Here is a 26,927-nt window from a genome sequence, read left to right as displayed (position 1 = left end):
ACCACCACCACCCCGACCACCACAACCGCCATCTTCCACACCTGCGACACACCCCACCCCCGAACCACCACAGCCACAGCCACCGCCACCGTCACAGCCACCATCACCGTCACGACCGGCCCAACGAACCGCCCCCGGCGCCCACTTCCCAGAACTACCAGACAAATCGACCCATCATGCCGCAACGACCCCATCCGGCACGTGTCCCCATCCCGTCACCCTCGCCCCGTTCCGCGCGACCGCGCCCCAAGCGAACCGCCCTCACCCTGCCCCCTGTTGCAACAGCGCGCCCGCTCCAGATTCGCCCGCACCATCACAATCATCGGATGCCCCGCGCTCAGTACCCGCTCGCAATCTTCCAGGGCACGCTCGAACAGCGGAACCGCACGGGCCGGGTCACCCACCGAACGGTACGTGTACGCAAGGTTGTTGCGGGAAGTGAGCGTGTGCGGGTGGTCGTCACCCAACACCCGCTCACAGTCCTCCAGGCAGCGCTCGAACAGCGGAACGGCTCGGCCCGGATCACCCGCCCTCCGATACGCGCCCGCGAGATGACTGAGGGAGATCAGCGTGTCCGGGTGGTCACCGCCCAACATCCGTTCCCGGTCGCGCAGGGTCCGTTCGTACAGCGGGACGGCACGGGCCAGGTCCCCCAGCGACTGGTAGACACTCGCCAGGTTGTTTCGGTACACCGACGTGTCGGGATGGTCGGCGCCCAACACCCGCTCGGCGTCCTCCAGGATGCGCTCGAACAACGGAACCGCACGGACCGGATCCCCGGCCGACTCATACGCGCCCGCGAGGTTGTTCCGAAAACCGAACGTGTCGGGATGGTCGGCGCCCAACACCCGCTCGGCGTCCTCCAGGATGCGCTCGAACAACGGAACCGCACGGACCGGATCCCCCATCGATCGGTACGCGTCGGCAAGGTTGTTCCGGGAGTTCAACGTCTCCGGATGATCACGGCCCAAGATGCGTTCGCGGTCCTTCAGGGTGCGCTCGTACAGGGGTACCGCCCGAGCCGGGTCCCCCACCGACTGATACGTGTAGGCGAGATTGCTGCGGTAGCTCAAGGTCCTCGGGTGGTCGCCGCCCAACACCCGCTCCGCGACTTCCACGGTCTGTTCGTGCAGCGCCAGCGCGCGGGCCAGGGCGCCCGTCTCCCGGTATCCGTGCGCAAGGTTGTTGCGGGCGATCAACGTGTCGGGATGATCACCACCCAACACCCGCTCGGCGTCCCCCAGTACGCGCTCGAACAACGGAACCGCACGGGACAGATCCCCCACCGACTCGTACGCGCTCGCAAGATTGCTCCGGAAACCCAACGTCTCGGGATGGTCGCGACCCAGGATCCGCTCGGCGTCCCCCAGCACTCGCTCGAACAACACGACCGCACGGGACGGATCACCCATCGACTGGTACACGTACGCGAGGTTGTTGCGCGACGACAACGTCTTCTGGTGGTCGGCGCCCAACATTCGCTCCCGGTCGCGCAGGGCCCGTTCGTACAGCGGCACCGCGTGGGCCGGATGGCCCACCGACTCGTAGGCGCCCGCAAGATTGCTCCGGTAGGTCGATGTGTCGGGATGGTCGGCGCCCAACACCCGCTCGGCGTCCCTCAACGCGCGCTCGAGCAGCGGTACCGCACGGGACAGGTCACCCACCGACTGGTACACGATCGCAAGATTGTTGCGGGCTGCCACTGTCGCGGGGTGGTCGGTGCCCAACACGCGCTCTCGGGCGGTGAGGATCCGTTGCACGGCCGGGGCAGCGGCAGCCGGCGCGCCCTGTTCCTGTCGGTAGACGGCCGCGCGGTCGAGGACACGGGTGGTGTCGACGGTGTCCTGGTCCGGGGGGTGCGAACGCGTGAGGGCATCGGTGTGCGGGAGCAGGGCCCGGCAGCGGGGCCAGTTCGCGGGCAGGTCGACGGCTCCGGGGAAGCCGGCCGCGAGCAGGGTGGTGGCACGGTCGCGGGCGTCGTCGACGGCTTGCGGCCGGCGGTGCGGGTCGTCCGGGTCGGGGGTGCGGGCGAGGGCTTGGAGGAGACGGTGCACGCTCAGGGTGCCGTCCTGGTTGTCGGTGATCATGCTGTAGGCGACGAGTCGGCCGATGGCGGCGGCGAGTCGGGGTGGTTCGGCGAGGGGGTGGAGGAGGTCGCGGGGGATGTGGTCGGGGGCGTACCAGGCCAGGATGCGCAGCAGGTCGCCGGCGAGCGGGGTGTCGGTGAGGCGGTCGAGGGTCAGGTGCCAGATCCGGGCGATGGTTCGAGCCGAGTCGCCACCCTCGCTGGTGGCGGCGAACATCGTGGCGGGCCACTTGGCCAGCATGTCGAGGTAGGCGCCGGGGGTGGTGCCGGTCTCGGCGCAGTACGCGGCGGCCTGTTCGACGGCCAGCGCCAGGTGCCCCAGTTCCGTGCACACCGCGTCGGCGTGGTCGGTGGCGCGTGAGCCGTGATGGGTGAGGATCCGGGTGAACAGGTCGACGGCATCGGCGGGTTCGAGGGTGTCCAGCCGGATCGTGGTGGCGTGGTGATGCCAGCCGGTCGCGCGGCGGGTGGTGATCAGCACCCGGCCGCCCGGCGCGCGGTCCAGAAGCGGACGGATGTGGGCGGGGTTCTCGACGTTGTCGAGTACGAGCAGCCACCCATCGTGATCGGCGAGCCACCGTACCGCGCGTTCGATCTGCAACTCGGCGGGTAGTGCTGCCAGTCCGGGTTGCAGAGCCCGCGCCAGCGCGGCAAGTCCCGTATCGACGGCGGTCGCGTTGTCGGCGGTGATCCACCACCGCACCGGCTCGCGTCGTCCCGCCGCCCAGCGCGCGGCGAGCGCCGACTTGCCGACGCCGCCCAGGCCGTGCATCGCGCGAACGACGACCTCGCCCGTACGGGCAAACGCGCGCTCCAACGCCGTGAGTTCGCTCTCGCGGCCGACGAAGAGATCCGTCCGGGGGATATTCGACACGCCTTGCGCGGCAGTGGCAGCGCCGTCGGGGATCGGCGCGTACGCCCCTGCGGGCAGGGCGTGTTCGGCGTACACCGCCACCGAGCCGACCACATCACGTCCCGCCGCGATCGACCCCTGAACGGCGGAAGTGACCGGTCCCGACGCCGCTCCCGACTCCGAAACCGGCCCCGGACCCGGCGTCGGACCGGTTCGGTTCGGGCCCCCTCGTCCCCGGTGCCCGTCCGTCACGGGCCGTGTTGCGCCGTTGCGCCGTCGATGTCCCCGCCGGCGGCGATCGACCCGCCGGTCGCGGAGATGCCCGGGCCGGCCGCCGGCGATGTACCCGGGCCCGCTGCGCCCCCGGGCGCGGTGTCACGCGCCTGCGCGTTGCGTACGCTTCCGCGCGCCGCCACCGACCCGTCCCGCGCCTGCACGGACTCCACGGCCGGACCGGGCGGCGCCGTCATCGCCAACTGCCGCAGCGCAACACCCAGCGCCGCGAGCGCGAGCACCGAACCGATCACGCCCGCCACCTGACTCGACCGCTCCAGATCCGCAGCCGACACCCACACCACCAACCCGACCGCCACCACGACGCCGACGCCGGCCGTCCCCCACCAAAACGCCTTCATCACACCATCCTCCACCTCCTCCCAAGATCACGTCAGCCATTCCACACACCCCCTCCCACCCCGACGACACGGCAACCGGGGTCAACCGGCGACGCGACGGAGGACGGCGGCGACGGCGAAGGTGGCGGCGAAGGCGACGGCCCTCTTGAACGGTTAACGCATCTGCGTTAACGTCCGACGCATGGAGAGTCCGGTTACCGCGACCCGGTTGCGCTTGATGGTGACGGCGGAGCGTTTGTTCGCCGTGCAGGGGATCAACGCGGTCTCGGCACGCGAGATCGCCGTGGCGGCCGGACAGCGCAACACCAATGCGGTGAAGTACCACTTCGGTCCGCAACAGGCGCTCGTCGACGCGATCTTCGAGTACCGCATGTCCCGGATCGACGCACGCCGAACCGGGCTCATCGACACCTACGACCGAGCCGGACGCGCCACCGACCCATACGCCCTGGCCGAGGCGTTCGTGCTGCCGCTCGCCGAGCTGATGGACGAGTTGCGGGCCGGCGAGGACGGGGCGAGTCACTACCTGCGGTTCTGTGTACAGGCTGCGTACGCCGTCCACCCCGACGTGGCCACGCCCGGCCCCGAGGGCCTCGGGACAACCCCGTGGGCCACCGGGTTGAAACTGCTCAACGACCGCGCACTCGCGCTGTCCGAGGGCGCGCCGACTCCCCGGGTGGCCCGCCGCCGCTGGGAACACTTCGCCGGATTCGCCATGCACGCGCTCGCCGAACGCGAACTGCGCCTGGAATGCGACCCCGCCCACAAGCCCGACCCGACCGACCTCTACGTCGCCGAGCTCGTCGACGCCGGTGCGGCCATGCTGACCGGCCCCAGCCGCCCCTCGACCCTGGCCCTGGCCCCGGCCGACCGCTGAACCCCGGGGAACCGGCCGCCCGACCGGCGGCCATGCCGTCTTGCGCCGAACCGAACCGTCCCCGCGCGCAACGTTCCTGCCGTCGCCCCGACATCGCCGCCCGGTCCGTCCCGAAACCGGAACCGGAACCGCAACACCATCGTCCAGCCCCGCCAACTGGCCGCGAACTCCCGTACGCCGTAGGTCGGTTGGACCCCAACCCGGGACGGCCAACCGCAGCGAACGCCGAAGTGCCGTCGCCGCACTCGACTGACACACCATCACCACGCCCGACCGAAGCCGGAAGCTCAACCCACCACCACCCACCACCCGGAGGAAAGGCATGACCAACACCACCCCCACCCGCCCCGTCTTCGACAACGGCGTCTCCGCCGTCCCGGTGCGCGAACTCAGCCCCACCGGCGACTTCGCCCCCAGCGCGCCATACGAGCTGTTCGCCCTCGCACCCTGCACCCCGACCATCGGCGCGGAGGTCTCCGGCGTCGACCTCGCCCGGCCGCTGAGCCCCGAACTGCACACCGAGTTGCACCGCGCGCTGCTGGAGTGGAAGGTGCTCTTCTTCCGCGACCAGCAGTTGACCGCAATCGAGCACCGCAACTTCGCAAGCCACTGGGGTACCCCCGAGGTGCACCCGTTCCTGCCCAAGGCCGACGGGACTCCCGAGGTGGTGCGGTTCACCCGCGGTGCGGACTCCCCGACGGTGGAGAACGTATGGCACTCGGACGCGTCGTTCGAGACGACGCCGCCGATGGGTTCGGTACTGCGCGCCGTGCACATTCCGCAGGTGGGCGGCGACACGTTGTGGTCCGACATGGGCGCGGCATACGACGGATTGACCGCCGCGACGAAGGAGCGCCTGGTCGGATTGCGGGCCGTACACGACTTCACCAAAAGCTTCGGCACCCGCCTCAACGCGGAGGAACTGGCGCGCAAACAAAGCGAGTTCCCCGCCATCGCACACCCGGTCGTGCGCACCCACCCGGAAACCGGACGCCGACTCCTCTACGTGAACCGGATCTTCACCGACCACATCGAGGGCATGCCCGAGGACGAGAGCCGCGAACTGCTGACCTTCCTGTACGACCAGGCCCGGCACCCCGAGTACCAATGCCGCCTGCGCTGGCGCCCGAACACCGTCGCGTTCTGGGACAACCGGGCGACCCAGCACTACGCGAGCGGCGACTACTACCCGCACCGACGCGTCATGGAACGCGTCACCATCCTGGGCGACCGCCCGCACTGACCCTCGCGCCGACCCCCCGCGCCGCCCCCGCTTGGCCCCCGGCACGGGCTCAATCGGCCGACTGCCGAAAGCTCAAGCACACGATCCGAGTGGTGGGCTCGACCCGAACGCCCTGGGCGCCCCAATATCGGGCGTGCCCCTCCCGCCAGTGCTCGACGTCCCGAAATCCCTCGCCCTCACTGTCCACGAACTCCCACTCCACCTCGCCGAACGGTCGGATCTCCACCTTCGTGACGACGATGTCGACCAACCGGCCCCCGGCGTTGTCGACCACGACCAGCCGTTCACCGACGTGCTCCAACTCCTCGCCCTCGGTCCGGTAGTCGTCGAGCAGTCCCGCGGTCCCGGTCTTCTTCCCCGCCAGGACAAGAGCGTTGAGGTCGTCCCGAAACCGCCCCGGCGTGCCGAGTTCCAGCACCCGCAGTCCATCGATGCGTGGCCACATGGTGGCTCAGAGTAGGGCATCTCGGCACGTCCGGCGGGGTGGCGACGGTTCGGCGGGTCGGCCGTGGGGCGAGGAGATCGACCGGCTGCCCACCGACCCGTGGTTGCGCGTACACGTCAAGGCCGGCGGCACCATCGAGCGCATCGCCCCGCCTCCATGACGGTCAGCGCCTCCCCCGCCCAATGGCACCAATGGACCGGCGTCCCCTTCGACCACGACGGCGACATCGAGGTCCCGGGCGCCCTCGTCCCGGTCCACTGCAACCTCACCCACGACCACGCCGTCTACGTCGAACCCAACGTCTGGGGCCGACACACCACTTCCACACCCACCACCTGAGCACCCGCCCGGCCCGCAGTGCCCACCGTGCCGCCTTCCACCGAGCCGCCAGTGACAGCCCGGCTACAACCGGTCCGCTAAGGTCATCGGATCTACGTTCGATTGAGCACTTGGGGGGCGGCCTCATGGCCGAGGCACCTGACAGTGGCGGCGGCGGCTTCGAGGTCACCACGGACCATTTGCGGAAGACCGTGGACCCGTTGATCGCGACGCTCCAAGTGGCGGATCGCATCTGGAAGGACGACGGTCGGATCGCCGCAGGGGTCGAGCGCTGTGGCTCGGATCCGGTGACCAACGGTGTGCGGCGCTTCGTCCACGACTGGGGCCACGCCATGGGAGTGGTGGTCAAGCAGGGATCCGCCATCGCGGCTGCCCTCCAACAGACAGTGGCCAACTACGAGTTGGCGGAGCTGCGGGCAAAGCAAGGCTTCGTGCCGGCGCCGCCCGGCGCCGCCGAGCAGATATCCCGGAGCGCGGGCATCACGCAAACGCCGAACCCGCTCGCGCCCAACCGGCCGGTGGTACCGCCCGCCGGCACGGTCCCGCCGCCCACCGCGCCCGTCGCGAGGTAGGGGATCCGCTCAGGTGGGTGGCAACAGCATCCCCGACTGCCCGGTCGTCACAGACCTGATACCGGGGGACCCGAGTGTCCTCGAAGTGCTCGCCGAATCCTTTGCGTTGTACTCCTCCTCGTCCGCCGAATCGGCCGCTCGGATGCGACCGCTGGCCAAGGTGGAGGAGTGGGGAGGACCTGCGGCAAAGGGCTTTGTCGGCCAGATGGAGGATCTGCCCAAGACCATGGACAAGGCGGTCCGCCACTTCACCGACGCGGCGAACGCCCTGCGTGGCTATGCGAGCGCGTTGCGACAGGCGCAAGCCGACGTCGCGGCGCGGGTGATCCCCGAGGCCAACGCGGCACGGGCCTGGTCAGCGCAGTGGCAGGTCGATCGTGCAGCGGCGGCGAACGGCGCCGTGGGCTTGTCGCTGCCTGACAAGGATCTGGGCCGGGAACGCCTGAAGGACGCCGAGGACGAACTCGGGCGCATTCGTGGACGGCTCAAGGACGCACAGCACGAGTTCACCGAGCGCATCGACAAGGGCATCCAAGCCGCACCGTCCGGTGGCGACCCGGTCAGTACCGCGCTCGCCGGCTTCGGCGGCGGTGCCAAGGACAGTGTCCTGGGGCTGGTGCAAACAGCCGCCATGTTGAATCCGGGCCGGGCGTACGCCGAACCCGGTGCCTACCTGACGGATCTTCAGCAGATCGCATCGAGCTACGGAAAAGCGTTCACCGACCCGCTGGATTTCGCGAAGGGCGCGCTCAACTGGGACGAATGGCGCAAGGATCCGGCGCGGGCGCTCGGACTCACCGCGCCCGACCTCCTAGTCGCGGCGCTCACCGGAGGCGGCAGCAAGGCGGCGACGATCGCCAAGGTCGCCGAACCGGACGCACCGAACCCGATCGACTTGAGCAAGAAGGATCGTCCGAAGAACACCCGCGAGGACTGCGGGGATCCCGTCGACCCGGTCACCGGCGAGGTGTCGTTGCCGCAGGTCGATCTACGGCTCGACGGTGCGCTCCCGCTCGTACTCGGCCGGGAACACCGGTCGGCCTACCGGCACGGTCGACACTTCGGCGTGTCCTGGGCGTCTTTCCTGGACCAGCACGTGGAATTCGACGGGGAGGGCGTCGTCTTCCGCTCCGCCGACGGGGCGATCCTGCACTACCCGATGCCGGAGCCGGATCGCTTCGTCCTCCCGCACGGCGGCTCGCGGTGGCCACTGGCCTGGGACGGCGAGCCGGAGGGCACCGTGGTCATCGGGCAGCCGAAGCTCGGGGTCGGGCTCACGTTTCGCCCGATCGAGCGATCGAGCATCTTCGTCCTCGAATCGATGGTCGACCGTAACGGCAACGCGATCGCGCTCGACTACGACGACGCGGGCACGCTGATCGGAATCCGGCACAACGGCGGCCGGCACATCGGTGTGGACACGAAGTCGGGTCGAATAGTCGCCTTGCGACTCCTCGACACCCATCCCGAGAGCCACTTGACCGCGGCGGGCGAGGAGGTGGTGTTGGCTCGCTTCGGGTATGGAAATCGAGGCGACCTGACCGAGGTGTTCGACTCCTCAGGGGAGGCTCAGCGCTTCACCTACGACGACGAACATCGGATGACATCGTGGCGGGACCGCAACGGTGGCGAGTATCACTACGAGTACGACACGGCGGGGCGATGTGTTCGGGCGCGGGGATCCGACGGGTACCTGAACGGATCGTTCGCCTACGACGAGACACGTCGCGTCACCTCCCACACCAACTCCCTGGGCGACGTCACCAGGTACACCTACAACAAGTGGTCGCAGGTCGAGCGCATCACCGACCCCCTCGGCCACAGCGTTGTTCGGGAGTGGGATCGTAGCCATCAACTCTTGGCCGTCACCGACGCCTGCGGGCACACGACCCGATACACGTATGACGGCTTGGGGAACGTGTCGGAGGTCGTCCGTCCGGACGGCACGCGAGTATCGGCGGAGTACGACGACACGCTCTGCCTTCCTGTACGCCTGATCGGCCCGGACGGTTCGGTGCGATCCCGGTCGTACTCGGCCCGTGGAACGTTGCTCGCCTCCACGGACGCAGCCGGCCACACCACCACGTACGACGAGGATCGACACGGCAACGTCGCCGCGATCACCGACGAACTCGGCGCGACGACCACGTTGACGCGCGACGACGCGGGCATGCTCGTCCGGGTGATGGAACCGTCCGGCGCCGTCACCTCGTACGAACACGACGCGTGGGGACGGGTGGTCGCGGTGATCGCCCCCGATGGGGCGGTGACGCGCCAAGGGTGGACCGTCGAGGGCAGACCTGCTTGGCGCGAGCGGCCGGACGGTACCCGACAGACATGGACCTTGGACGGCGAAGGCAATCCTGTCGAGCAACGCGACGCGGCAGGAGGACTCACCCGCTTCGAGACGACTCACTTCGACTTGCCGACCGCCCGCACCGGTCCCGACGGCGTGCGGTACGAGTTCGCCTACGACACCGAACTGCGCTTGACCGAGGTCACCGATCCACACGGGAACACCTGGACGTACGAGTACGATCCCGTCGGACGGCTGATCGCCGAGACCGACTTCAACGGCCGCGAGGTGACCTACCGGCACGACCAGTCGGGCCGCCTGACCCTGCGCAGCAACGGGACGGCCGAACCGATCTCGTTCACGCATGACGCGATGGGGCGCGAGCTCTCCCGTCGGCACGAGGCGACCGGCCGGGTCACCACCTTCGAATACGACTCCTGCGGCCGACTGGTTCGAGCGACGAACCCGGACGTGGACCTCGTGCTGGAGCGCGACGTGCTCGGTCGGGTGGTTGCGGAGCACAGCAACGGCCGGGTGTTGGCCAACACCTTCGACGCGGGCGGCCGACGAACCCGGCGCGAAACCCCGACCGGGACGCTTGCCGAATGGCACTGGGATACCGGCCGTCGGCCGACCGCGCTGACCACGGCGGGCGAGACAATGGTCTTCTCCTATGACCAAGCCGGTCGGGAGGTCGGCCGGGACTTCGGGGCGAACCTGCGTCTCGACACGACCTGGGACATCAACGGTCGGCTGAGCACGCGGTCCCTCAGCGCGGGTGAGTCACGACCGCGCATGGCAGCCGTACTGGATCCCGCCGGCGCGACGGCCGACCGGCTGACCCACCGCGAATACACCTATCGGGCGGACGGCTTCGTCACATCCGTGGACGACCAGGCCACCGGCCTGCGCACCTACGACCTCGACCCGGTGGGCCGAGTGACGGCGGTACACGGGCGCAACTGGTCGGAACGCTATGCGTATGACGCCGCAGGCAATGCGACGGACGCGATCTGGCCCGGCACGGACACGGACTCCCAAGGCGAACGGGTCGTCCGGGGCACCCTGCTCCATCGCGCGGGACGCACCCGGCAGATCCACGACGACCAGGGACGCGTGGTCCGTCGTACCCGCAAGACGCTCTCGGGCGGGACGAAGACGTGGATCTTCGCCTGGGATGCCGACGACCGCCTCACGAACACCACGACGCCGACCGGCGAGTACTGGGAGTACGTGTACGACGCACTCGGCCGCCGGACGGAGAAGCGGCGGCGCGTCGAGGCCGGCGGCGACGTCGTCGAGAGGATCACCTTCACGTGGGACGGCACCCGACTGGCCGAGCAGTCGACCGACACCGAGATCATCACCTGGGAACACGATCCGGCCGGTCACCACCCCTTGACCCAGACCAACCGCACGATCCGGGCTCGCACCGACCCGGGGAACGAAACACAGGACGAGATCGATCGGCGCTTCCACGCCATCGTCACCGACCTGGTGGGTACGCCCACGGAGTTGGTGTCCGTCGACCGGGAGATCGTGTGGCAACTGCGCTCGACGCTCTGGGGTGTATCCACCGCGACTGTCGACACGGTCGACTGTCCGTTTCGGTTTCCCGGTCAATATCACGACACGGAAACCGATTCCAGCTACAATCTATTCCGGTATTATAAACCGGATTCGATATCTTATCAGAGCACCGACCCCTTGGGGTTGGCGGTGGCTCCCAACCACCACGGTTATGTCGTCAATCCGCTCACGGGTTACGATCCGTTCGGGCTTGCACCCTATGAACTCGGCGATCATTCGGATGCAGCCGAACAGGGAGCGGCCCATCTCCAGGACGAAATCGCACGCGGAAACGACAACCACCGCATACCCGGCGTGGATATGGCGAATCGGGATGCGGTCGCAAAGTATCTCGACGACGTCCAGAACAGCAGCCCCGGCTACAGTGTGCGAGGCGGGCAGAGAGCCTGGTACGACCCGGATTCGCGACTGGTGATCATCTCCAAGAACAGTTATTCGATGACGGCCCGCTCCATGACGCCCGGCGAATGGCAAGAATGGCTGAGTAAATACAAGGACTGATAGGAGCAGCGGATGGACGCTGAGTTTCGTGACGGCAGGTACCTGCTCTCCGTGGATCCGATCGAACTGAGGACCATTTCGAGCGTCCTGCTGCTTTTCCCTGGCAGCGTGACGGACCAGGCATTCGAGGATCTCGTCGGGATCACCAAGGAGGAGTCGGAGAAATTCCGCTCGCAGTTGAATCTCCGCACCCGGAGTGCGCGGCGGGAGGTCATGCTCGCCGAACTCGAACACGCCGGGCGGGTCGACGAGTTCGTGGCGGGACTGCTTCCCGGGCCGGCCGGGAGGTCGCTCCCTGAGCTGCGCGAGTCCCTGTGGAGTGCCGCGCGTACCCACGTGAAGGCCGTCGAATTCGGAACATTGGAAGAGGACGTACTTTCCGAGGCCGGCGTTGGTCGGATCATCGCAGCGATATCCGAACTGCCCGGCGGAGAGGCGCTGCTGCGACAAGCAGCCGAAGCCGAGGATGCCGCCGTCCGGTTCGCGGTGGCCGGGCAATGGCGGGAACTCGACCGAAGCACGGCCCTGCGCGTCCTTCATGACTTCGAACTCGACAACTCCCGTCCTCTCCTCGGCTATCCCGCGCGAATGGTTGCGGCGTTGCTTCGTGGCGAGGACGGCCAAGCGACCAAGGACTGACAGGAGTAGCGGATGGACGCCGAGTTTCGTGACGGCAGGTATCTGCTGTCCGTGGATCCGATCGAGCTGAGGACCATTTCGAGCGTCCTGCTGCTTTTTCCCGGCAGCGTGACGGACCAGGCATTCGAGGATCTCGTCGGGATCACCAAGGAGGAGTCGGAGAAATTCCGCTCTCAGTTGGGTCTGCGCACCCGGTGTGCGCGACGGAGAGTCTTGCTCGCCGAGCTCGAACGCAGCGGGCAGGTCGACGAGTTCGTGGCGAGGCTGCTTCCCGGCAGGCCGGCAGAGAGGTCGCTTCGGGAGTTGCGGGAGGCGCTGTGGAGTGTGGCGCTTACCCACGTGACGGCCATCGAATCCGGGCCCCGGGACGGGGACGTACTCACCGAAGCGGGCCTCGGTCGGATCATCGGGGCGATATCCGAGCTACCGGGCGGGGATGCGCTGCTGCGCGAGGCAGCCGAAGCCGAGGACGTCGCCGTCCGGTTCGCGGTGGCCGGGCAGTGGCCCGAACTCGACCGGGTCGAGGCTCTACGTGTTCTTCGTGACGTCCAACTCGACCACTCCCGCCCCCGGCTCGGCTACGGAGCGGAGATGGCTGCGGCGTTGCTTCGTGGTGAGGGTGGTTGACGGTGTGCCGATGCCGCCGGCCACCGCCCCGGGACGAAGGGCGGTGGCCGGCGGTGGGTTGCGCGGTGTGCGTCAGTCCATCCGGACGATGGCCGCGACCGGGCCACCGCCGGAGGGGCCCTGGTGCACCGCGGCGACCGAGACGAACACGGCCGGGTCGCCGGTGACGGACGCGGTCACGCCGCCGACGGTGGCCTTGATCTGGCGGTGCCAGTGCACGTCGGAGTCGTCGAGCATGATGTTGCGCCGACCGCGCACGCTGCCGCTGGGGTCCGCCTCGCACTTGAGGAACACGTTGACCAGGCGGTCGTCGAGGTCCGAGGTGCGCGGGCGCTCGGGGAGATCGAGGCCGGCCGAGCGGATCGCCGACCAGATGCCGTCCGCGTCCAGCGCGTCCCGCATCACGTCGTGGCCGACCCGGAAGGGACCGCCCACGCCGCGCACGTTGCCGACCACGACGATCTGCGCGCAGTCCAGCTCGACGCCGGAGGAGCAGGACGCCACCGACGAGTACAGCGACAGGTCGCGGTGGATCTGCTCGGCCGTCGGCAGCTCGATCTCGCCGAGCGCCACCGCGATACCCAGTGCGGTGGTGGAGTTGGAGACGTCCATGGACTTGAGGGTGTCCTCGGTCCACACGTCGAACCCGCGCGCCTTGGCGTCGTTGATGGTGTCCAGCACCAGCAGCGGCGTCTTGGTCTGCACGTAGTGCACGTCGGCCGGGTCGGTGATGCCCGCGACGGCCATCGCCTTGCGTACGCCGGCGGCGACCTTCTCCACCATCGGCACCCGGCCGATGTCCTCGGGCAGGATCTGCTCGCTCATCGCCACGCCGACCGACACACGCGGCTCGTCGGTGGGCTGGTAGCGGTTCTCCGGAGCGTACGCGAACACCGTCGCGTGCGGGGAGATCACACCGTCGGTACCGCCGGACCACACCAGCGGGACCTGCTGCGCCTCCTCGACGGAGCGCTTGCCCTTGGCGACCAGCACCTCGCGGAAGGCGCGGTCGGCCAGGATGCGGGTGTAGTCGTTGACCCCGCCGTTGCCCTCGGTCTTGCCGATGACGGCGAGCACGTCGTCCGCGGCGAACACGCCGTCGTCGATCAGCTTGGCCAATCCGGACGCGTCGGTGACGCTCTCGATGGCGACCTTGTGAACCTCGATCGGCCTGGGCACTCGTTCCACCTCGTTCATTGGAGTTCGCTGAGTTCTGTGCGGATCGCTGCCGCGCACGACACGCGATCGGTTGCCGCGTACGCCACGCGGTCGGTTGCCGCGCCGGTCACGCGGTCGGCTGCCGCGCCTGCTGTGCGGTTGTCTTCCCTGTTTGTACGCCGTCGACCCCGGCCGCCCCGATACGCCGGGCCGGGCCGCCGGGCCGCTACGCGCCCGACTCCACGACCGTCCCGGACTCGCCCGCCACCGCGGCGGTGATGCGATCCAACGACGTGATCACCGAGCGCCGGCCGCCCTTCTCGACGAAGCGCACCGCCGCCTCGACCTTGGGCCCCATGCTGCCCCCGGCGAACTGGCCGGCCGCGGCATGCTCGCGCAGTTCCTCGGGGGTGACCCGGCCGATCACCCGTTCGTTCGCGGTGCCGTAGTCGAGCATCGCGTTCGGCACGTCGGTGGCGATCACCAGCACGTCCGCGCCCACCGACGCGGCGAGCAGGGCCGCGGTGAGGTCCTTGTCCAGGACCGCCTCCACGCCGCGCTCGGCGCCGTCCGGGTCACGCACCACCGGGATGCCGCCGCCACCGGCCGCGACCGTGACGAAGCCCGCCCCGACCAGGGTCGAGATGGCCGAGGCGTCGAGCACCTCCAGCGGATCCGGCGAGGGTACGACCCGCCGCCAGCCCTTCGCGCCTCGGTCCTCCCAGTGCTGGCCGAGCGCGACGAAGCGTTCCGCCTCGGTCTGCGGCAGATGCCGGCCGACCGGCTTGGTGGGGTGCGCGAACGCCGGGTCGGCGGCGTCCACGAGCGTGCGGGTGACCAGCGCCGCCACCCGCGCCGTCTGCCCACGACGCCGCAGCGCGGCCTCCAGGGCGGAGACGATGGTGAAGCCGAGGGTGCCCTGGGTCTGCGCGCCGCACCAGTCCAGGGTCACCGGCGGCACGACGTGTGCGGTGAGTTCGTTCTTGACCAGCAGGTTGCCCACCTGCGGGCCGTTGCCGTGGGTGAGCACCACCTCGACGCCGGAGGCGATCAGCTCGGCCACCGCTTCCATCGCCACCGCGACGGCGGCGCGCTGGGCGTCGGGAGTGGCGCTGCCGTCCGGTCCCGTCATGGCGTTGCCGCCGAGGGCGATGAGTACTCGCCCGGTGTCGCTCCCGGTGCGGGGAGTTGGCATGTGTCGAACTCTCCTGTTCCTGTCGTACGCGGGAGTCCCGGCGTCCCGTCCGGGACTTGGGACTCTAGGCGGATGACCAGGTCGATGGCTTGGGAGTCTATTGACCACAAAACCCGATCGATCTGGCAGAACTTGCCGAGCGGTACGCGCCACGGGCGGGTCGCACGCGAGCGGCTCGGGCGTCACGCTCGGGCCGCTTGGCGTCGGACGAGCCCAGACGGGTCCCGAACGAGCCCCAGAGGAGCCCCGGACGGGCCCGAAAAGCTCTCGCGGCCCTCAACACCCCAGTCGTGCGTACCGCTCCAGCCGCGCCGCGCGCCGCTCGGCCGTGGGTCGGCGCAGCAGGCCGACCAATTCGTACTCCAACACCTGGGCCAACCGGGCCAGGAACGCGTCCGGCTCGTCGGAGGCGTCCGGCCGCTCGGCCACGATCCTGTCCACCACCCCGTCGCGCAGCAGGTCCAGCGACCGGATGCCCTGCGCGGCGGCGATCTCCGCGCCCCGGGTCGGCGTGCGATAGCGCAGCGCCGACGCGCCCTCGGGCGGTAGCGGCGACAACCAGCCGTGCTGGGCGCACAACACCCGGTCGGCGGGCAACAGCGCGAGCGCGCCGCCCCCCGCGCCCTGCCCGAGCAGCAGGCACAGCGTCGGCGTCGGCAGGGTGACCAACTCGGCCAGGCAGCGGGCTATCTCGCCGGCCAACCCGCCCTCCTCGGCCTCCCGGCTCAGCGCCGCGCCGCCGGTGTCCACGACGCTGACCAGCGGCAGGTCGAGTTCGGCGGCCAGCCGCATGCCGCGCCGGGCCACCCGCAGGCCGGCCGGGCCGAACGGGCCGTGACTGGACTGCCGGGCCCGGTCCTGGGCCAGCACCACGCACGGCGCGCCGCCGAACCTGGCCAATGCGAGCAGCAGACCGGGGTCGCTCTCGCCCTGGCCGGTGCCGTGCAGCGGCACCACCGCACTCGCGGCGTGTCGCAACAGGGCGCGGGCGCCCGGGCGTTCGGCCCGACGGGAGAGTTCGACCGAGGTCCAGGCCGGTACGTCGGCCAGGTCCTCGACGGGCAACGGCGCGACGTCGGGCAGTTGTTCGCGTGGGGCGGTGACGATGTCCAGGACACGTGCGGCCACTTCGCCGAGCCGATCGGGCTCGACGACGGCGTCCACCAGGCCGTGCGCGTACAGGTTCTCCGCGACCTGGACACCCTCGGGGAAGGGTTGCCCGTGCAGAGCCTCGTACACGCGCGGGCCCAGGAAGCCGATCAGCGCGCCGGGTTCGGCGGCGGTGACGTGGCCGAGCGAGCCCCACGAAGCGAGCACACCACCGGTGGTGGGCCCGCGCAGGTAGACCAGGTACGGCAGGCCGGCGCTCTTGTGTGCGGCGACGGCGGCGCTGATCCGTACCATCTGGAGGAAGGCGACCGTGCCCTCCTGCATGCGGGTGCCGCCCGAGGTCGGCGAGGCGACCAGCGGCAGCCGTTCGGCGGTGGCGCGTTCGATCGCGGCGACCAGGCGCGAGGACGCGGCCACCCCGATCGAGCCGGCCAGGAAGCCGAACTCGCAGGCCACCACCGCGACTCGGCGGCCCCTGATCCGCCCCTCCCCGGTGACCACGGACTCGTCCACACCGCTCTTGGCCTCGGCGGCGCGCAGTTCGTCGAGGTAGCCCGCGTCCAACCGTTCCGGACGGTGCGGCGCGGCGTCCCAACTCGTCCAGGTGTCGGGGTCCAGGACCAGGCGGATCAGCTCGTGCGCACCGACGCGGGGGCGCCGGGTCGATCCGGGTGCGGTCGCCGGCCCGGGCGCGGTGTTCACGCGCGCCGCGCGGCGTGCAGGGCGCGGGCGTCCTCGGCGTCGAGCCACGCCTGCACGCTGTCCGTGTGCTGGCCCAGCGTCGGCGGAGCCTCGTGCCGGCGCCGACCGCCGTCGGCCGGGCCGTCGCCCACGCCGTCGAGGCGGATCGGCGGGCCGGGCAGGGTGATCGGTCCGAGCGTGCTGTGCATGACGTCGAGCAGCAGACCCTGCGACTTGGTCTGGTCCCACTCGTAGACCCGGTCGATGGTGCGCACCTCGCCCGCCGGGATGCCCGCGGCGGCCAGTTCCGGCAACAACTCGTCCACGGCGCGCTCGGCGAACGCGGCGTTGATCGCGTCCGCCAGTTCGGCCCGGTTGACCACCCGGTCGGCGTTGATCGCGAAGCGCGCGTCGTCCACCGCGAGGCCGACCATCGGCGCGAACCGGGCCCACAACTTCTCGCTGCCCACCGCGACCTGGATGATCGCGTCCTTGCAGCGGTAGGAGCCGTAGGGCTGGAGCGAGGGATGCAGGTTGCCCTGGGCGTGCCCGACCTGGCCGGCCACGGTGTAGTTGGTGCCCTGGAAGGCGTGTACGCCGACGATCGCGGCGAGCAGCGACGTGCGCACCACTCGGCCCAGGCCGGTGCGTTCGCGCTCGTGCAGCGCGGCGACCACGCCGTAGGCGCCGTACATCCCGGCCAGCAGGTCGCCGATCGGCACGCCTATTCGGGTGGGGTCGTCCGGGCCGGGGCCGGTCAGGCTCATCAGGCCGGCCTCGCCCTGGGCGATCTGGTCGTAGCCGGGTCGGCCGCCCTGCGGACCGTCGTGCCCGAAACCGGTGATGGACAGCACCACCAGGCGCGGGTTGAGCCGGGTCAGCTCCTCCATCGGGAAGCCGAGTCGATCGAGCACGCCGGTGCGGAAGTTCTCCACGAGCACGTCGCTGTGCCGGATCAGGCGGGCCAGCGTCTCGCGGCCCTCCTCGGTCTTCAGGTCGAGGACGATCGATTCCTTGTTGCGGTTGCAGGACAGGAAGTACGTCGACTCGCGCGCGTCCTCCGCCCCGACGAACGGCGGGCCCCAGCCGCGGGTGTCGTCCCCGCCGTCGGGGTTCTCCACCTTGATGACCCGGGCGCCCATGTCGCCGAGCATCATCGCGGCGTGCGGGCCGGCGAGGGCGCGGGAGAGGTCGAGCACGACGAGGTCGCAGAGCGGTCCGCTCACGTCGAAACACCCCTTTCTGCTGTGTGCGGCATTGCGCGTCCGCGCATCCCGGTGGCGTGCGGTGCGTGACGCGTGGTGCTGGTGCGTGGTGCTGGTGCCTGGTGGTGGTGCGGGTGTGCGGGCTTCCGGTGCGCGAGGCGCGCAGTCGTGTTCGAGCGCGCCGCGCGGTGGTCTGCGGTGTTCCGGGGCGGAACGCGGGTCCGGGACCGGATGCGTCCAAACTAGGCGGCCCGGAGGCATTGCTCGCCGTCAGTTACTGCCCAACGAATCGCGCTCGCTTGGCAATACTTGGGGTTGGAAGCCCGGCGCGTAGTGCGCGTCGTCGGGCCCGAACACCCGGTGGGCGAAGTCCACGAAGCGGGTCGGCGTGCGACCGAGCAACGCGGCCAGGGTGCGCGGGTTGCCGGTCAGGCCGTGCCGGTCGTAGAACGCGAACATCGCGGTCAGGGTGTCCAGCGCATAGCCGGACAGGCCACCGGCACGGGCACTCTCGCACCAGTCGCGCGGGTCGATCCGACGCGCGGTCACCGGGCGGCCCAACACCTCGGCCAGGTGCCCGGCGATCTGCCGCGGCGTCAACGCCTCGGGGCCGGCCAGCTCGTACACCGCGTCCTCGTGCCCGTCCTCGCACAACACCGCGGCCGCCGCCTGCGCGACATCGCGCAGATCGACGGCGGCGAACGGCGCGTCCACCCGGTAGGGCACCGCGAAGTCGCCGATCCGAACGATCGTGTCCCGGGCGTCGAGGGTGTTCTGCTGGTACGGCCCCGGCTGCAACACGGTCACCGCGAGGTCCGACTCGAACAGCGCCTCCTCGACCCGCGCCTTCGCCTCGTGATGCGGCATCGCCCGCAACTGCGGTCGCAGCACGGAATGGAACACGAACCGCCCCACCCCGTTGCGCCGGGCCGCCGCGATCACGCCGCGCCCGATGGCCGGCTCGTCCGGATGCACGTTCGGCGCGATGTGATAGACCGCCGCGCACCCGCGCAGCGCCGCGTCCAGGTCCGCCGACACGGCCACGTCCCCCACCACCGCCTCGGCCGCCCCCGCCGCCAGCGCCACGGCAACCTGCTCGGGCCGCCGCACGAACGCCCGCACCCGAGCCCCGCGCTCCGCCAACGCCCAGGTAAGCGCCCGCCCGGTCTTCCCCGCCGCCCCGGTAATCAAGATCATGCCCTCAAGCTAGGCACGGCCCACCCCCCGCTGCACCATCCCCCTCCCCCAACCCACCCCCCGAACCTCGTCACAACCTGCCAAAGTCAAAACCCCCACAACCGTCCGCCGAGGCGCAGGTTGTGGGGGTGGGCGCCCCGCCGGGCATCGGCTCGGCGGGGCGCTTCGTTCGAGGCGTTCCGGGCGTCAGGCGGAGTGGTTGCCGCGGCGCTTGCGGAGGAGGAGGCCGCCGCCGACGAGGGCTGCGGCCACGGCGAGGAGGCCGCCGACGGCGATGCCGCCGGTTTGGGCGAGCGAGCCGCCGCCCCCGCCGCCGGTGGTGGTCGCGGGCTTGGTGGCCGTCGCGGTCGCGGAGGAGGTGGCGGACGAGGACGCGGACGACGACGGGGTTCCGGTCGACGGCGTCGTGGTGGTCGGGGGCGCCGTGGTCGCCGGGGCCGAGGTCGACGGCGTGCCGGTCGTCGGGGGCGTCGTCGTCGGCGGAGCCGTGGTCGGCGGCTGGGTGGTCGGGGGCGTGGTGGTCGGCGGGGTGGTGGTCGGGGGCGTGGTGGGCTTCGTCTTGGCGGGGCAGGTGTGGGACAGGTTGAACCAGTCGACGCTGCCGCCCTTGACCTCGGCGACGGCGGACGTCAGCTTGGCGCCGGCGGGCGATGCCACGTACGCGTGCTTGCCGGTGGGGGGACCGAAGTCGGTGATCACCTGTTGGCCGCCCGGCTGGAACGTCACGGTCAGCTTGACGAAGACCGTCTGGTTCGCGGGCAGTACGAAGTGCCAGCCGTCCTGGTCGGTCGGGATGGTTTCCGGGCAGGAACCGTGCGAGACCCCGTTGCCGTTGGCGGTCTGCGGGAGCGACTGGTGCATGTTCACGGTGTACGTGCCGCCGGCGGCGAACACCGGCGCCGCGCCGGCCGCCACGACGAGCGACGGTATGGCGAACACGGCAGCCCAGCGGGCAAGCGTGGAGGACGAAGACATGGTGATTCCTCTGGCGCAGGACTGAATCGCATCCCGGAGGATCGCTCGGGTCACCCGATCCGAGAATCGCCACCGAGACCGTTCGACGTGCTCGCCCGAGAGACCGCTTCGTCCCCCCCGGGACCGAAAAGACCCTCGATGAGGGCAGCCGAGATTCCCACCCCGCCGAGCCCCTCGTCAAGATCGAACTGTCCCGAATGGCAGTCGTTCTCCGCTTTGGACACCGGGCTCGGATATAACAATTTCCACCAACACGGCGATAGCCGGGTGGGTGCGTCATGTCGGATGTGCACCTCGGGTGATCAGCAGATCGCGGGCGGTCAGGGCGGCGCGCAGCGGACCCTGGCGATCGGGCGCGTCGGGGCTGACCCGCAGCAGGGATTCGATCAGGGCAAGCCGTTGGTGCACCGACTGGCGCCGCAGGAACAACACGCCGGCGGTTTCGGTCTTGGAGCAGCCACAGCGCAGGTACGCCTCCAGGGTGTCCACCAGCCCGGTGCCGCGGGCGGCGTCCGAGGCGAGCAGCGGGCCGAGTTGGTCCTCGACCAGATCGGCCAGCTCCTCCGGGGTCAGCCGGTCCAGCACCCGCTCCAGCGCCCACGCGTCGGCGAGCACGGTGTCCGCGACGACCCCGGACCGCACCGGCCGCAGCCGGCGGGCCAGCCGCAACGTGTCCCGCGCGGCGCGCAGGCTGTGCCCGACCCGGGCCACATCGCGCACCAACGGCCCGAGCGCGGCGGTCGGCTCGTCGCCCACCACCGTCGGCAGCCCCAGACGCGCGGCCAGCTCCGCGACGTGCGTGTCCCGGTCAAGCGCGATCAGCGCGTACGCGCCGCCCGGCCCGTCGCTGACCAACCCCCGGCCGCCGCACGCCCGCACGCCCTCGTACAGCGCCGTCACCGCGCGCACCGGATCCGACAGGTGCAGGGCCACGCTCGCCCAGGCCGCCGTCCCGGCCGGGACCAGGCCGCAGACCGTCAACCGCGCCGCCACCTCCCGCGCCGGCAGCGCGTCGCCCAGCAGGCCCTCGACGAGTTCGCGCCGCTCGCGCCCGACCCACCCGTCCCGATCCGCCAGCCGCAACAGCGCCGGCGCGAACACCCGCGCCGCGTGCTCCGCCACCTCCGCCACCACCTCGACCGCCGCCGCGCCCGACCACGCCCCGGCCTCCGCAGGACCGTCGCCGTCGAGCCGCGCCGAGTCGCACGGCCGCGCCGCACCGAGCGACAACCGCCCCCACAACGCCCCGCGCAGCTCCACCCCGGCACTCGCGACCGCCCCCGCAACCGCCTCGGTCGGCGTGTCCGTACCCGCCCACGCGGTGATCGTGCCGTCGATCCCCGCCAACACCACCGGCCGATCGGTGAGTCGGGACAACGTGCGGGTCAGCTCGTCCACCCCCGCGCCGCGCGCGAGCACGCCGGACAGGATCCGGACGATCTCGTTGACGTACCGCAGTCGGGTCACCGCCGAGTCGAGGATGGCCGCGTTGACCGCCTCGGCGATCTCCACGAACGGCACCACCCCACGCAGCACCACCAGCGGCAACCCCACCCGAGCCGCCGCCCGCAACACGTCCGCCGGCACCTCGCGGAACGTGCGACCGACCTCGAACGCCACCGCGGCCACCCCCGCCGCCGCGAGGTCGACGATGTAGCGCCGCCGCTCCCCCGCGTCCCGACCGGCCAGGCCCAGACCCGTGGTGAGCAGCAGTTCGTCGCCGCGCAACAGTGGCGCGATCTCGTAGATCTCACTGGAATGCACCCAGCGGACCGGCCGATCCAATTCGGCCCGCGGATCCGGTACGACCGGGTCGGCCCGGCGCATCACCGGATGGTCGAGGACCTCGCGTAGACCCAGGGTCATGGACACTCCGTCCGGAAGATGCGCCAGTATCCCGGTCACCGTGTCCGTTGTCACGACCTCCCGGGCCGAGGAACCTTCGGTGATCGGCCCGGCCCGCCGCCGCTCGCCGGCACCCACCACCGTGCTCCGCTCCGCCCCACCGGAGGTCTCCGTGGCAATCCTCGAAGAACAACCCGCGCAACCGCCCCGCCCCACACCGGCCGCCCTCGACCACACCCAGTCGCTGGAACCGGTCCCCGACGAGGCCCGCGACTCGACCCCCGCGCACCAGTTCTGGATCTGGGCCGGTGCCAACATCGCGCCGATCAACTGGGTGCTCGGTGCCCTGGGCATCGTGCTCGGCCTGGGCCTGCTGGACACCGTGCTGGTGCTGATCGTCGGCAACCTGGTGGGCATGGGCGTCTTCGGCCTGTTCGTGCTGATGGGCCAGCGCACCGGGGTGACCCAGATGGTGCTGGCCCGGGCCGCCTTCGGCAGGCGCGGCGCGTATCTGCCCGCCGCCGTCCAGGGGGTGATCTCGGCCGGTTGGTGTGCGATCAACACCTGGATCGTGCTCGACCTGGTGATGGCCCTGCTGGACAGCGTCGGCTACGTCGGCGGCAACGGCACCAAGGTCGTGGTCGTCCTGGTGGTGATGGCCGTCCAGATCGCGATCGCCGCGTCCGGCTTCGGCGCGATCGCCGGCTTCGAGCGCTGGACGGTGCCGGCCACCCTGGTGGTGCTGGCCGCGATGACCGTGGTGGCCTGGACCCGGCTGGACATCGACTGGGGCCACACCAGCACGCTGAGCGGCGGCGACCGCTGGTCGGCGATGAGCACGGTGATGACCGCGATCGGCGTCGGCTGGGGCATCACCTGGTTCGCCTACGCCTCGGACTACTCCCGCTTCGTCCCGCGCACCACCTCCCGACGCAGGCTCTACGCGGCCAGCGTGCTCGGCCAGTTCCTTCCGGTGGTCTGGCTCGGCGTACTCGGCGCCTCGCTGGCCACGGTCAACGCCAAGGCCGACCCGGGCCGACTGATCGTCGACTCGTTCGGCGGCCTGGCCATCCCGGTGCTGCTCCTGGTCCTGCACGGGCCGATCGCGACCAACATCCTCAACCTGTACAGCTGTTCGCTCTGCGCCCAGACCCTGGACATCAAGATCTCCCGGCGCGTGTTGTCCTGTCTGGTGGGTGCGTTCGCCACCGTCTTCACCCTCTTCCTGGTCTTCCGGGCGAGCCTGGCGCACACCCTGGACACCTGGCTCGCGGGCATGGTCACCTGGGTCGCGCCGTGGGCCGCCGTGATGCTGGTGCACTTCTACGTGTTCGCCCGGCAGCGCATCGACGTACCCGCCCTGTTCGCCGCGCCGCGTCGCGGCCTGTTCGCCGACGTGCGCTGGTCGGCGATCGTCGCACTGGTGTGCGGCATGGTCGCCACCTGGTGCTTCGAGTACGGCGTGCCGCAGGCGCTGCAAGGCCCGGGGGCCGAGGCGATCGGCAAGGTGGACCTGTCCTGGCTGGCCGGCTCACTGGTCGCGGGCGGCCTGTACCTGCTGCTCGGCCGCCGCGAACGAGCCGCGCAGTGACCGGGAGCGGGGAGTGACCGGGAGCGGGCAGTAGCCGAGAACGGGCAGTGACCGAGAGCCGGCAGTGACCGAGAACGGGCAGTGGTCGACAGCCGGCAGCGACCGAGAACGGGCAGTGGTCGACAGCCGGCAGCGACCGAGAACGGGCAGTAGCCGACAGCGCGCAATGACCGAACGAATCCACCGTGACCCCCTGGAGCGATCCGACATGCAGGGCAAGGACGACATCCGCACCGTGACCGACTGCCGACTCCCGGGCCGCCCGGAACGCGTGGACATCGCGATCGAGGCCGGCGTCATCACCGGCATCACCCCCACCGGCGGCACACCCCCGTCCGGCCCCGTCCTCGATGCCGCCGGCGCCCTGATCACCCCGCCCTACGTCGAGCCGCACATCCACCTCGACACCGCGCTGACCGCCGGTCAACCACGCTGGAACGCCTCCGGCACGTTGTGGGAGGGCATCGAACGCTGGTCCGAGCGCAAGGCGATGCTGACCCGCGAGGACGTACTGGCGCGCGCCGAACAGGTGTTGCGCTGGCAGGTCGCCAACGGCGTGCTGCACGTGCGCAGCCACTGCGACGTCACCGACCCCGAACTGACCGCGCTGCACGCCCTGGTGGAGTTGCGCGAGCGGGTGCGCGACGTGCTCGACCTCCAGGTGGTGGCCTTCCCACAGGAGGGCATCGTCTCCTTCCCGGACGGCGAGCGGCTGATGGCCCGCGCCGTCGAGGCGGGCGCCGATGCGCTGGGCGCGATCCCGCACTTCGAGGACACCCGCGAGGACGGCGTGCGTTCGTTGCAGATCGTCTTCGAACTGGCCGAGCGACACGGCCTGATGGTGGACGTGCACTGCGACGAGATCGACGACGAGCAGTCCCGCTTCGTCGAGGTGGTCGCCACGCTCGCGCACCGCACCGGCCTGAGGCAGCGCGTGACGGCCAGCCACACCACCGCGATGGGCTCGTACAACGGCGCCTACAGCCGCAAGCTCCGCCGGATCGTGGCCCGTTCGGGCATCCACCTGGTCTGCAACCCGATGGTGAACCTGACCCTCCAGGGCCGCTTCGACGACTACCCCAAGCGGCGCGGTCTGACCCAGGTCAAGGAAATGCTGGCGGCCGGGGTCAACGTCGCGTTCGGCCACGACGACGTGATGGACCCGTGGTTCCCGCTCGGCACGGCCAACCCGATCCAGGTCGCGCACGCCGGCATCCTGGCCGCGCAGTTGTCCGGGCAGGACGAGATGGACGAGGTGTTCGCGATGGTCACCGAGCGGGCGGCCCGGGTACTCGATGTGGGCGAGCGGTACGGCCTGGCCGTCGGTCGCCCGGCCGACTTCCTGCTCCTGCCCGCCGATTCGCCCTTCGATGTACTCCGCCGCCAGATCCGCCCGAGCCACGTGATCTCGCGCGGCCGGCTCGTGGCCGAGACCCCGGCCACCCCGACCCGCCTGACCTGGCCCGGCCGGGAGCCGGAGGACGTGGACTTCGGCCGACCCTGACGAAGTCGGCCCGGTCACGGCGGCCGGGCCGATCCGGGCCGATCGCACACACCTCCACCCATGATCACGCAATGCGTTGATTCGGCGACCATGGGTGAGTTTCGGCCAATAGCATGACGGCGGAATCACCGGGACGAAATGCTCCGAAATTGCACTCGTGCACGGTAATTCCCGCTGTGGCGCAGAACGTTCTTGCCGGGGCTGGACGTTCGCCGAGACACTGAAATCGTGTGCGGAGGAACGAAAGATGATGGAAGACATCGAATCGGCCACACCGGCCCTGTGCCGTCTGCAACTCGGCGCGGAACTACGCCGGTTGCGCCGTGACGCCGGCCTGAAGTCAGGCCAGGTGGCGAAGCGACTCCTGTGGAGCCCGTCGAAGCTCACCCGGTTGGAGAGCGGGGACAACGTGGTCGTCGAGCCGGACGACACTGCGGCGCTTTGCGCCCTGTACGGGGCGGATCCCGACACGCGGTCCCTTCTGAACACCTACGCCACAGTGACCAAAACGAAGCAGGACCGGTGGGACGAGCCCAGGGATCAGCCCAGCGTCCGACCGGGGCTGCACGCCTTCATCGGAATCGAGGCTTCGGCGGCCTCGGTGCGTGTCTACGCGTCGGAGTATGTGCCCGGGTTGCTTCAGACGGCGACCTACGCCCGGGAGACCCACAGGGCAGCGCCGATGAGGTTCAGTTCCGAGGAGATCGAGGTACGGGTAGCGGCCCGCACGGCACGCCAGGGACTGCTGCTCCGAGAAGAGAAGCCCTTGGAGTCCTACTTCATTCTCAACGAGTCCCTGCTTCGTCGCCGGGCAATGGGCCGGGAGGCGACGCGTGAACAGCTCCGACACATCGCTGAGGTCTCGACCCTCCACAACGTGCGTGTGCAGGTGCTTCCATACAGCGCGGGACTCCACAACAGCATGGCCTGTTCGTTCAGCCTCTTCCGGTTCACCAAAGTCTCCGCTTCGGAGCCGATCGTCTACCTGGAGAACATGCCCAGCCGTGCGCTGATCGGATACGCGTCTGTCGTCGATGAGTACGAGCGCGCTTTCAGCGACCTCCTGGGTCTTTCCCTGAGCCCCCACGACAGCTTGGACATGATTCGCATGACAATCGAGGAGCTTTGATCCATGCCCACGAGTAGTTGGTTCAAGTCCACCCACAGCCGTCCTGACGAAGCTTGCGTCGAAGGATCCCACACCCTCCACGACGCCATCTCCATACGCGACTCCAAGGCCCCTGCCCAGGGCACCTTCCTCTTCCGCAAAGCCACCTGGACGCCCTTCCTCGCCACCCTGAAGACCACCAACCCACCGCCCCACGCCTGACAAGTCGGTGGCGTGTTCACGGCGGGCGTTGGGCTTTTGGTTGCGGGGTCGGGGCCGGGCTGATTCGTGGGGTGGGCCGCCGCCGGCGTAGTGGCTGCCGGGGGTGGGGGTTCCCGACGGGACGTGCGCTTTGGTCGGCGGGAAGGCGGCTGGCAGCGGCGGGGAGGGGTGGGGGTCGGGTTGGGTTTGCCGGGGGGCCTTTTCGGGTGGGTGGGGTGTTCGCGGCGGGCGTTGGGCTTTTGGTTGCGGGGGTCGGGGCCGGGCTGATTCGTGGAGTGGGCCGCCGCCGGCGTAGTGGCATATCGGGCGGGGATTCCCGACGAGACGGGCGCTTTGGTCGGTGGAAAACCGGCTGGCAGCGGCGGGGAGGGGTGGGGGTCGGGTCGAGTCCGCCGGGGGGCCTTTCCGGGTGGGTGGGGGCGAGAGCGCGAAG

Annotated in this window: 20 protein-coding genes and 1 pseudogene; 11 read left to right on the top strand and 10 right to left on the bottom strand. The window is 70.2% G+C overall.

The features are described from left to right. Positions 1 to 215: 215 nt before the first annotated feature. Together ABZ374_RS44640 and ABZ374_RS44635 are read right to left on the bottom strand one after the other, a co-directional pair. Positions 216 to 3,053 (bottom strand): tetratricopeptide repeat protein, encoded by a 2,838-nt coding sequence (locus tag ABZ374_RS44640; RefSeq protein WP_360323663.1) that lies wholly within the window; start codon positions 3,051 to 3,053, stop codon positions 216 to 218. Between the two features lie 134 nt (positions 3,054 to 3,187). Beyond that, on the bottom strand, positions 3,188 to 3,574 hold the full coding sequence (locus tag ABZ374_RS44635) for a hypothetical protein (protein WP_360323661.1): 387 nt from the start codon (positions 3,572 to 3,574) through the stop codon (positions 3,188 to 3,190). 181 nt (positions 3,575 to 3,755) lie between these two features. Here ABZ374_RS44635 and ABZ374_RS44630 point away from each other — a divergent pair, with 181 nt between their 5' ends. After that, the gene (locus ABZ374_RS44630) at positions 3,756 to 4,451 is read left to right on the top strand and encodes a helix-turn-helix domain-containing protein (protein ID WP_360323659.1); all 696 of its coding nucleotides are present in this window, start codon (positions 3,756 to 3,758) and stop codon (positions 4,449 to 4,451) included. A 322-nt stretch (positions 4,452 to 4,773) separates the two neighbouring features. After that, complete coding sequence (locus ABZ374_RS44625; protein ID WP_360323657.1) at positions 4,774 to 5,694, top strand: TauD/TfdA family dioxygenase; 921 nt, start codon at positions 4,774 to 4,776, stop codon at positions 5,692 to 5,694. A gap of 49 nt (positions 5,695 to 5,743) precedes the next feature. On the opposite strand, the gene ABZ374_RS44620 is transcribed toward ABZ374_RS44625, so the two are convergent. Continuing rightward, complete coding sequence (locus ABZ374_RS44620; protein WP_360323655.1) at positions 5,744 to 6,139, bottom strand: ASCH domain-containing protein; 396 nt, start codon at positions 6,137 to 6,139, stop codon at positions 5,744 to 5,746. Positions 6,140 to 6,218: 79 nt separating this feature from the next. Between ABZ374_RS44620 and ABZ374_RS44615 the strand changes: the two are divergent. The 5 genes and pseudogenes from ABZ374_RS44615 to ABZ374_RS44595 all read left to right on the top strand — a co-directional run. After that, positions 6,219 to 6,478: pseudogene (locus ABZ374_RS44615) on the top strand (hypothetical protein); the annotation flags it as partial. Between the two features lie 125 nt (positions 6,479 to 6,603). Further along, a complete protein-coding gene (locus ABZ374_RS44610; RefSeq protein WP_360323653.1) occupies positions 6,604 to 7,050 on the top strand; it encodes a hypothetical protein in 447 nt (148 codons plus the stop codon). A gap of 13 nt (positions 7,051 to 7,063) precedes the next feature. Then, positions 7,064 to 11,437, top strand: a complete 4,374-nt coding sequence (locus ABZ374_RS44605) for a DUF6531 domain-containing protein (protein ID WP_360323651.1) — start codon at positions 7,064 to 7,066, stop codon at positions 11,435 to 11,437. Positions 11,438 to 11,449: 12 nt separating this feature from the next. Then, positions 11,450 to 12,076, top strand: coding sequence for a hypothetical protein (locus ABZ374_RS44600; RefSeq protein WP_360323649.1), 627 nt, complete (start codon positions 11,450 to 11,452; stop codon positions 12,074 to 12,076). A gap of 12 nt (positions 12,077 to 12,088) precedes the next feature. Then, positions 12,089 to 12,703, top strand: a complete 615-nt coding sequence (locus ABZ374_RS44595) for a hypothetical protein (RefSeq protein ID WP_360323647.1) — start codon at positions 12,089 to 12,091, stop codon at positions 12,701 to 12,703. A 72-nt stretch (positions 12,704 to 12,775) separates the two neighbouring features. On the opposite strand, the gene ABZ374_RS44590 is transcribed toward ABZ374_RS44595, so the two are convergent. The 7 genes from ABZ374_RS44590 to ABZ374_RS44560 all read right to left on the bottom strand — a co-directional run bounded on the left by ABZ374_RS44590 (position 12,776) and on the right by ABZ374_RS44560 (position 22,090). Beyond that, the gene (locus ABZ374_RS44590) at positions 12,776 to 13,900 is read right to left on the bottom strand and encodes a ring-opening amidohydrolase (protein WP_360323645.1); all 1,125 of its coding nucleotides are present in this window, start codon (positions 13,898 to 13,900) and stop codon (positions 12,776 to 12,778) included. A gap of 187 nt (positions 13,901 to 14,087) precedes the next feature. After that, positions 14,088 to 15,056 (bottom strand): carbamate kinase, encoded by a 969-nt coding sequence (gene arcC / locus ABZ374_RS44585; RefSeq protein WP_360323643.1) that lies wholly within the window; start codon positions 15,054 to 15,056, stop codon positions 14,088 to 14,090. A 276-nt stretch (positions 15,057 to 15,332) separates the two neighbouring features. Further along, positions 15,333 to 16,868, bottom strand: coding sequence for a carboxyl transferase domain-containing protein (locus ABZ374_RS44580; RefSeq protein ID WP_360323641.1), 1,536 nt, complete (start codon positions 16,866 to 16,868; stop codon positions 15,333 to 15,335). Beyond that, a complete protein-coding gene (locus ABZ374_RS44575; RefSeq protein ID WP_360323639.1) occupies positions 16,865 to 18,073 on the bottom strand; it encodes a CoA transferase in 1,209 nt (402 codons plus the stop codon). Before ABZ374_RS44575 ends, ABZ374_RS44580 begins: the two co-directional genes overlap by 4 nt. Before the next feature lie 249 nt (positions 18,074 to 18,322). Further along, on the bottom strand, positions 18,323 to 19,249 hold the full coding sequence (locus ABZ374_RS44570) for an NmrA family NAD(P)-binding protein (protein WP_360323637.1): 927 nt from the start codon (positions 19,247 to 19,249) through the stop codon (positions 18,323 to 18,325). A 186-nt stretch (positions 19,250 to 19,435) separates the two neighbouring features. Beyond that, positions 19,436 to 20,224, bottom strand: a complete 789-nt coding sequence (locus ABZ374_RS44565; RefSeq protein WP_360323635.1) for an LPXTG cell wall anchor domain-containing protein — start codon at positions 20,222 to 20,224, stop codon at positions 19,436 to 19,438. Positions 20,225 to 20,500: 276 nt separating this feature from the next. Continuing rightward, a complete protein-coding gene (locus tag ABZ374_RS44560) occupies positions 20,501 to 22,090 on the bottom strand; it encodes a PucR family transcriptional regulator (RefSeq protein ID WP_360323633.1) in 1,590 nt (529 codons plus the stop codon). 40 nt (positions 22,091 to 22,130) lie between these two features. On the opposite strand from ABZ374_RS44560, the gene ABZ374_RS44555 reads away from it, so the two are divergent. The 4 genes from ABZ374_RS44555 to ABZ374_RS44540 all read left to right on the top strand — a co-directional run bounded on the left by ABZ374_RS44555 (position 22,131) and on the right by ABZ374_RS44540 (position 26,494). Continuing rightward, positions 22,131 to 23,660, top strand: a complete 1,530-nt coding sequence (locus ABZ374_RS44555) for a cytosine permease (protein ID WP_360323631.1) — start codon at positions 22,131 to 22,133, stop codon at positions 23,658 to 23,660. 166 nt (positions 23,661 to 23,826) lie between these two features. Further along, entirely contained in the window at positions 23,827 to 25,164 is a 1,338-nt protein-coding gene (gene codA, locus ABZ374_RS44550; protein WP_360323629.1) for a cytosine deaminase, read from the top strand. A gap of 247 nt (positions 25,165 to 25,411) precedes the next feature. Next, positions 25,412 to 26,293: a helix-turn-helix transcriptional regulator gene (locus tag ABZ374_RS44545; RefSeq protein WP_360323627.1), complete on the top strand. Its 882-nt coding sequence runs from the start codon at positions 25,412 to 25,414 to the stop codon at positions 26,291 to 26,293. Between the two features lie 3 nt (positions 26,294 to 26,296). Continuing rightward, the gene (locus ABZ374_RS44540) at positions 26,297 to 26,494 is read left to right on the top strand and encodes a DUF397 domain-containing protein (protein WP_360323625.1); all 198 of its coding nucleotides are present in this window, start codon (positions 26,297 to 26,299) and stop codon (positions 26,492 to 26,494) included. The last annotated feature ends 433 nt before the right edge of the window (positions 26,495 to 26,927 follow it).

This window comes from Embleya sp. NPDC005971 (assembly GCF_040629175.1).
Lineage (GTDB): Bacteria > Actinomycetota > Actinomycetes > Streptomycetales > Streptomycetaceae > Embleya.
Note: the sequence above shows the minus strand (reverse complement) of the source record. Positions and strands in the feature narration are given on the sequence as shown.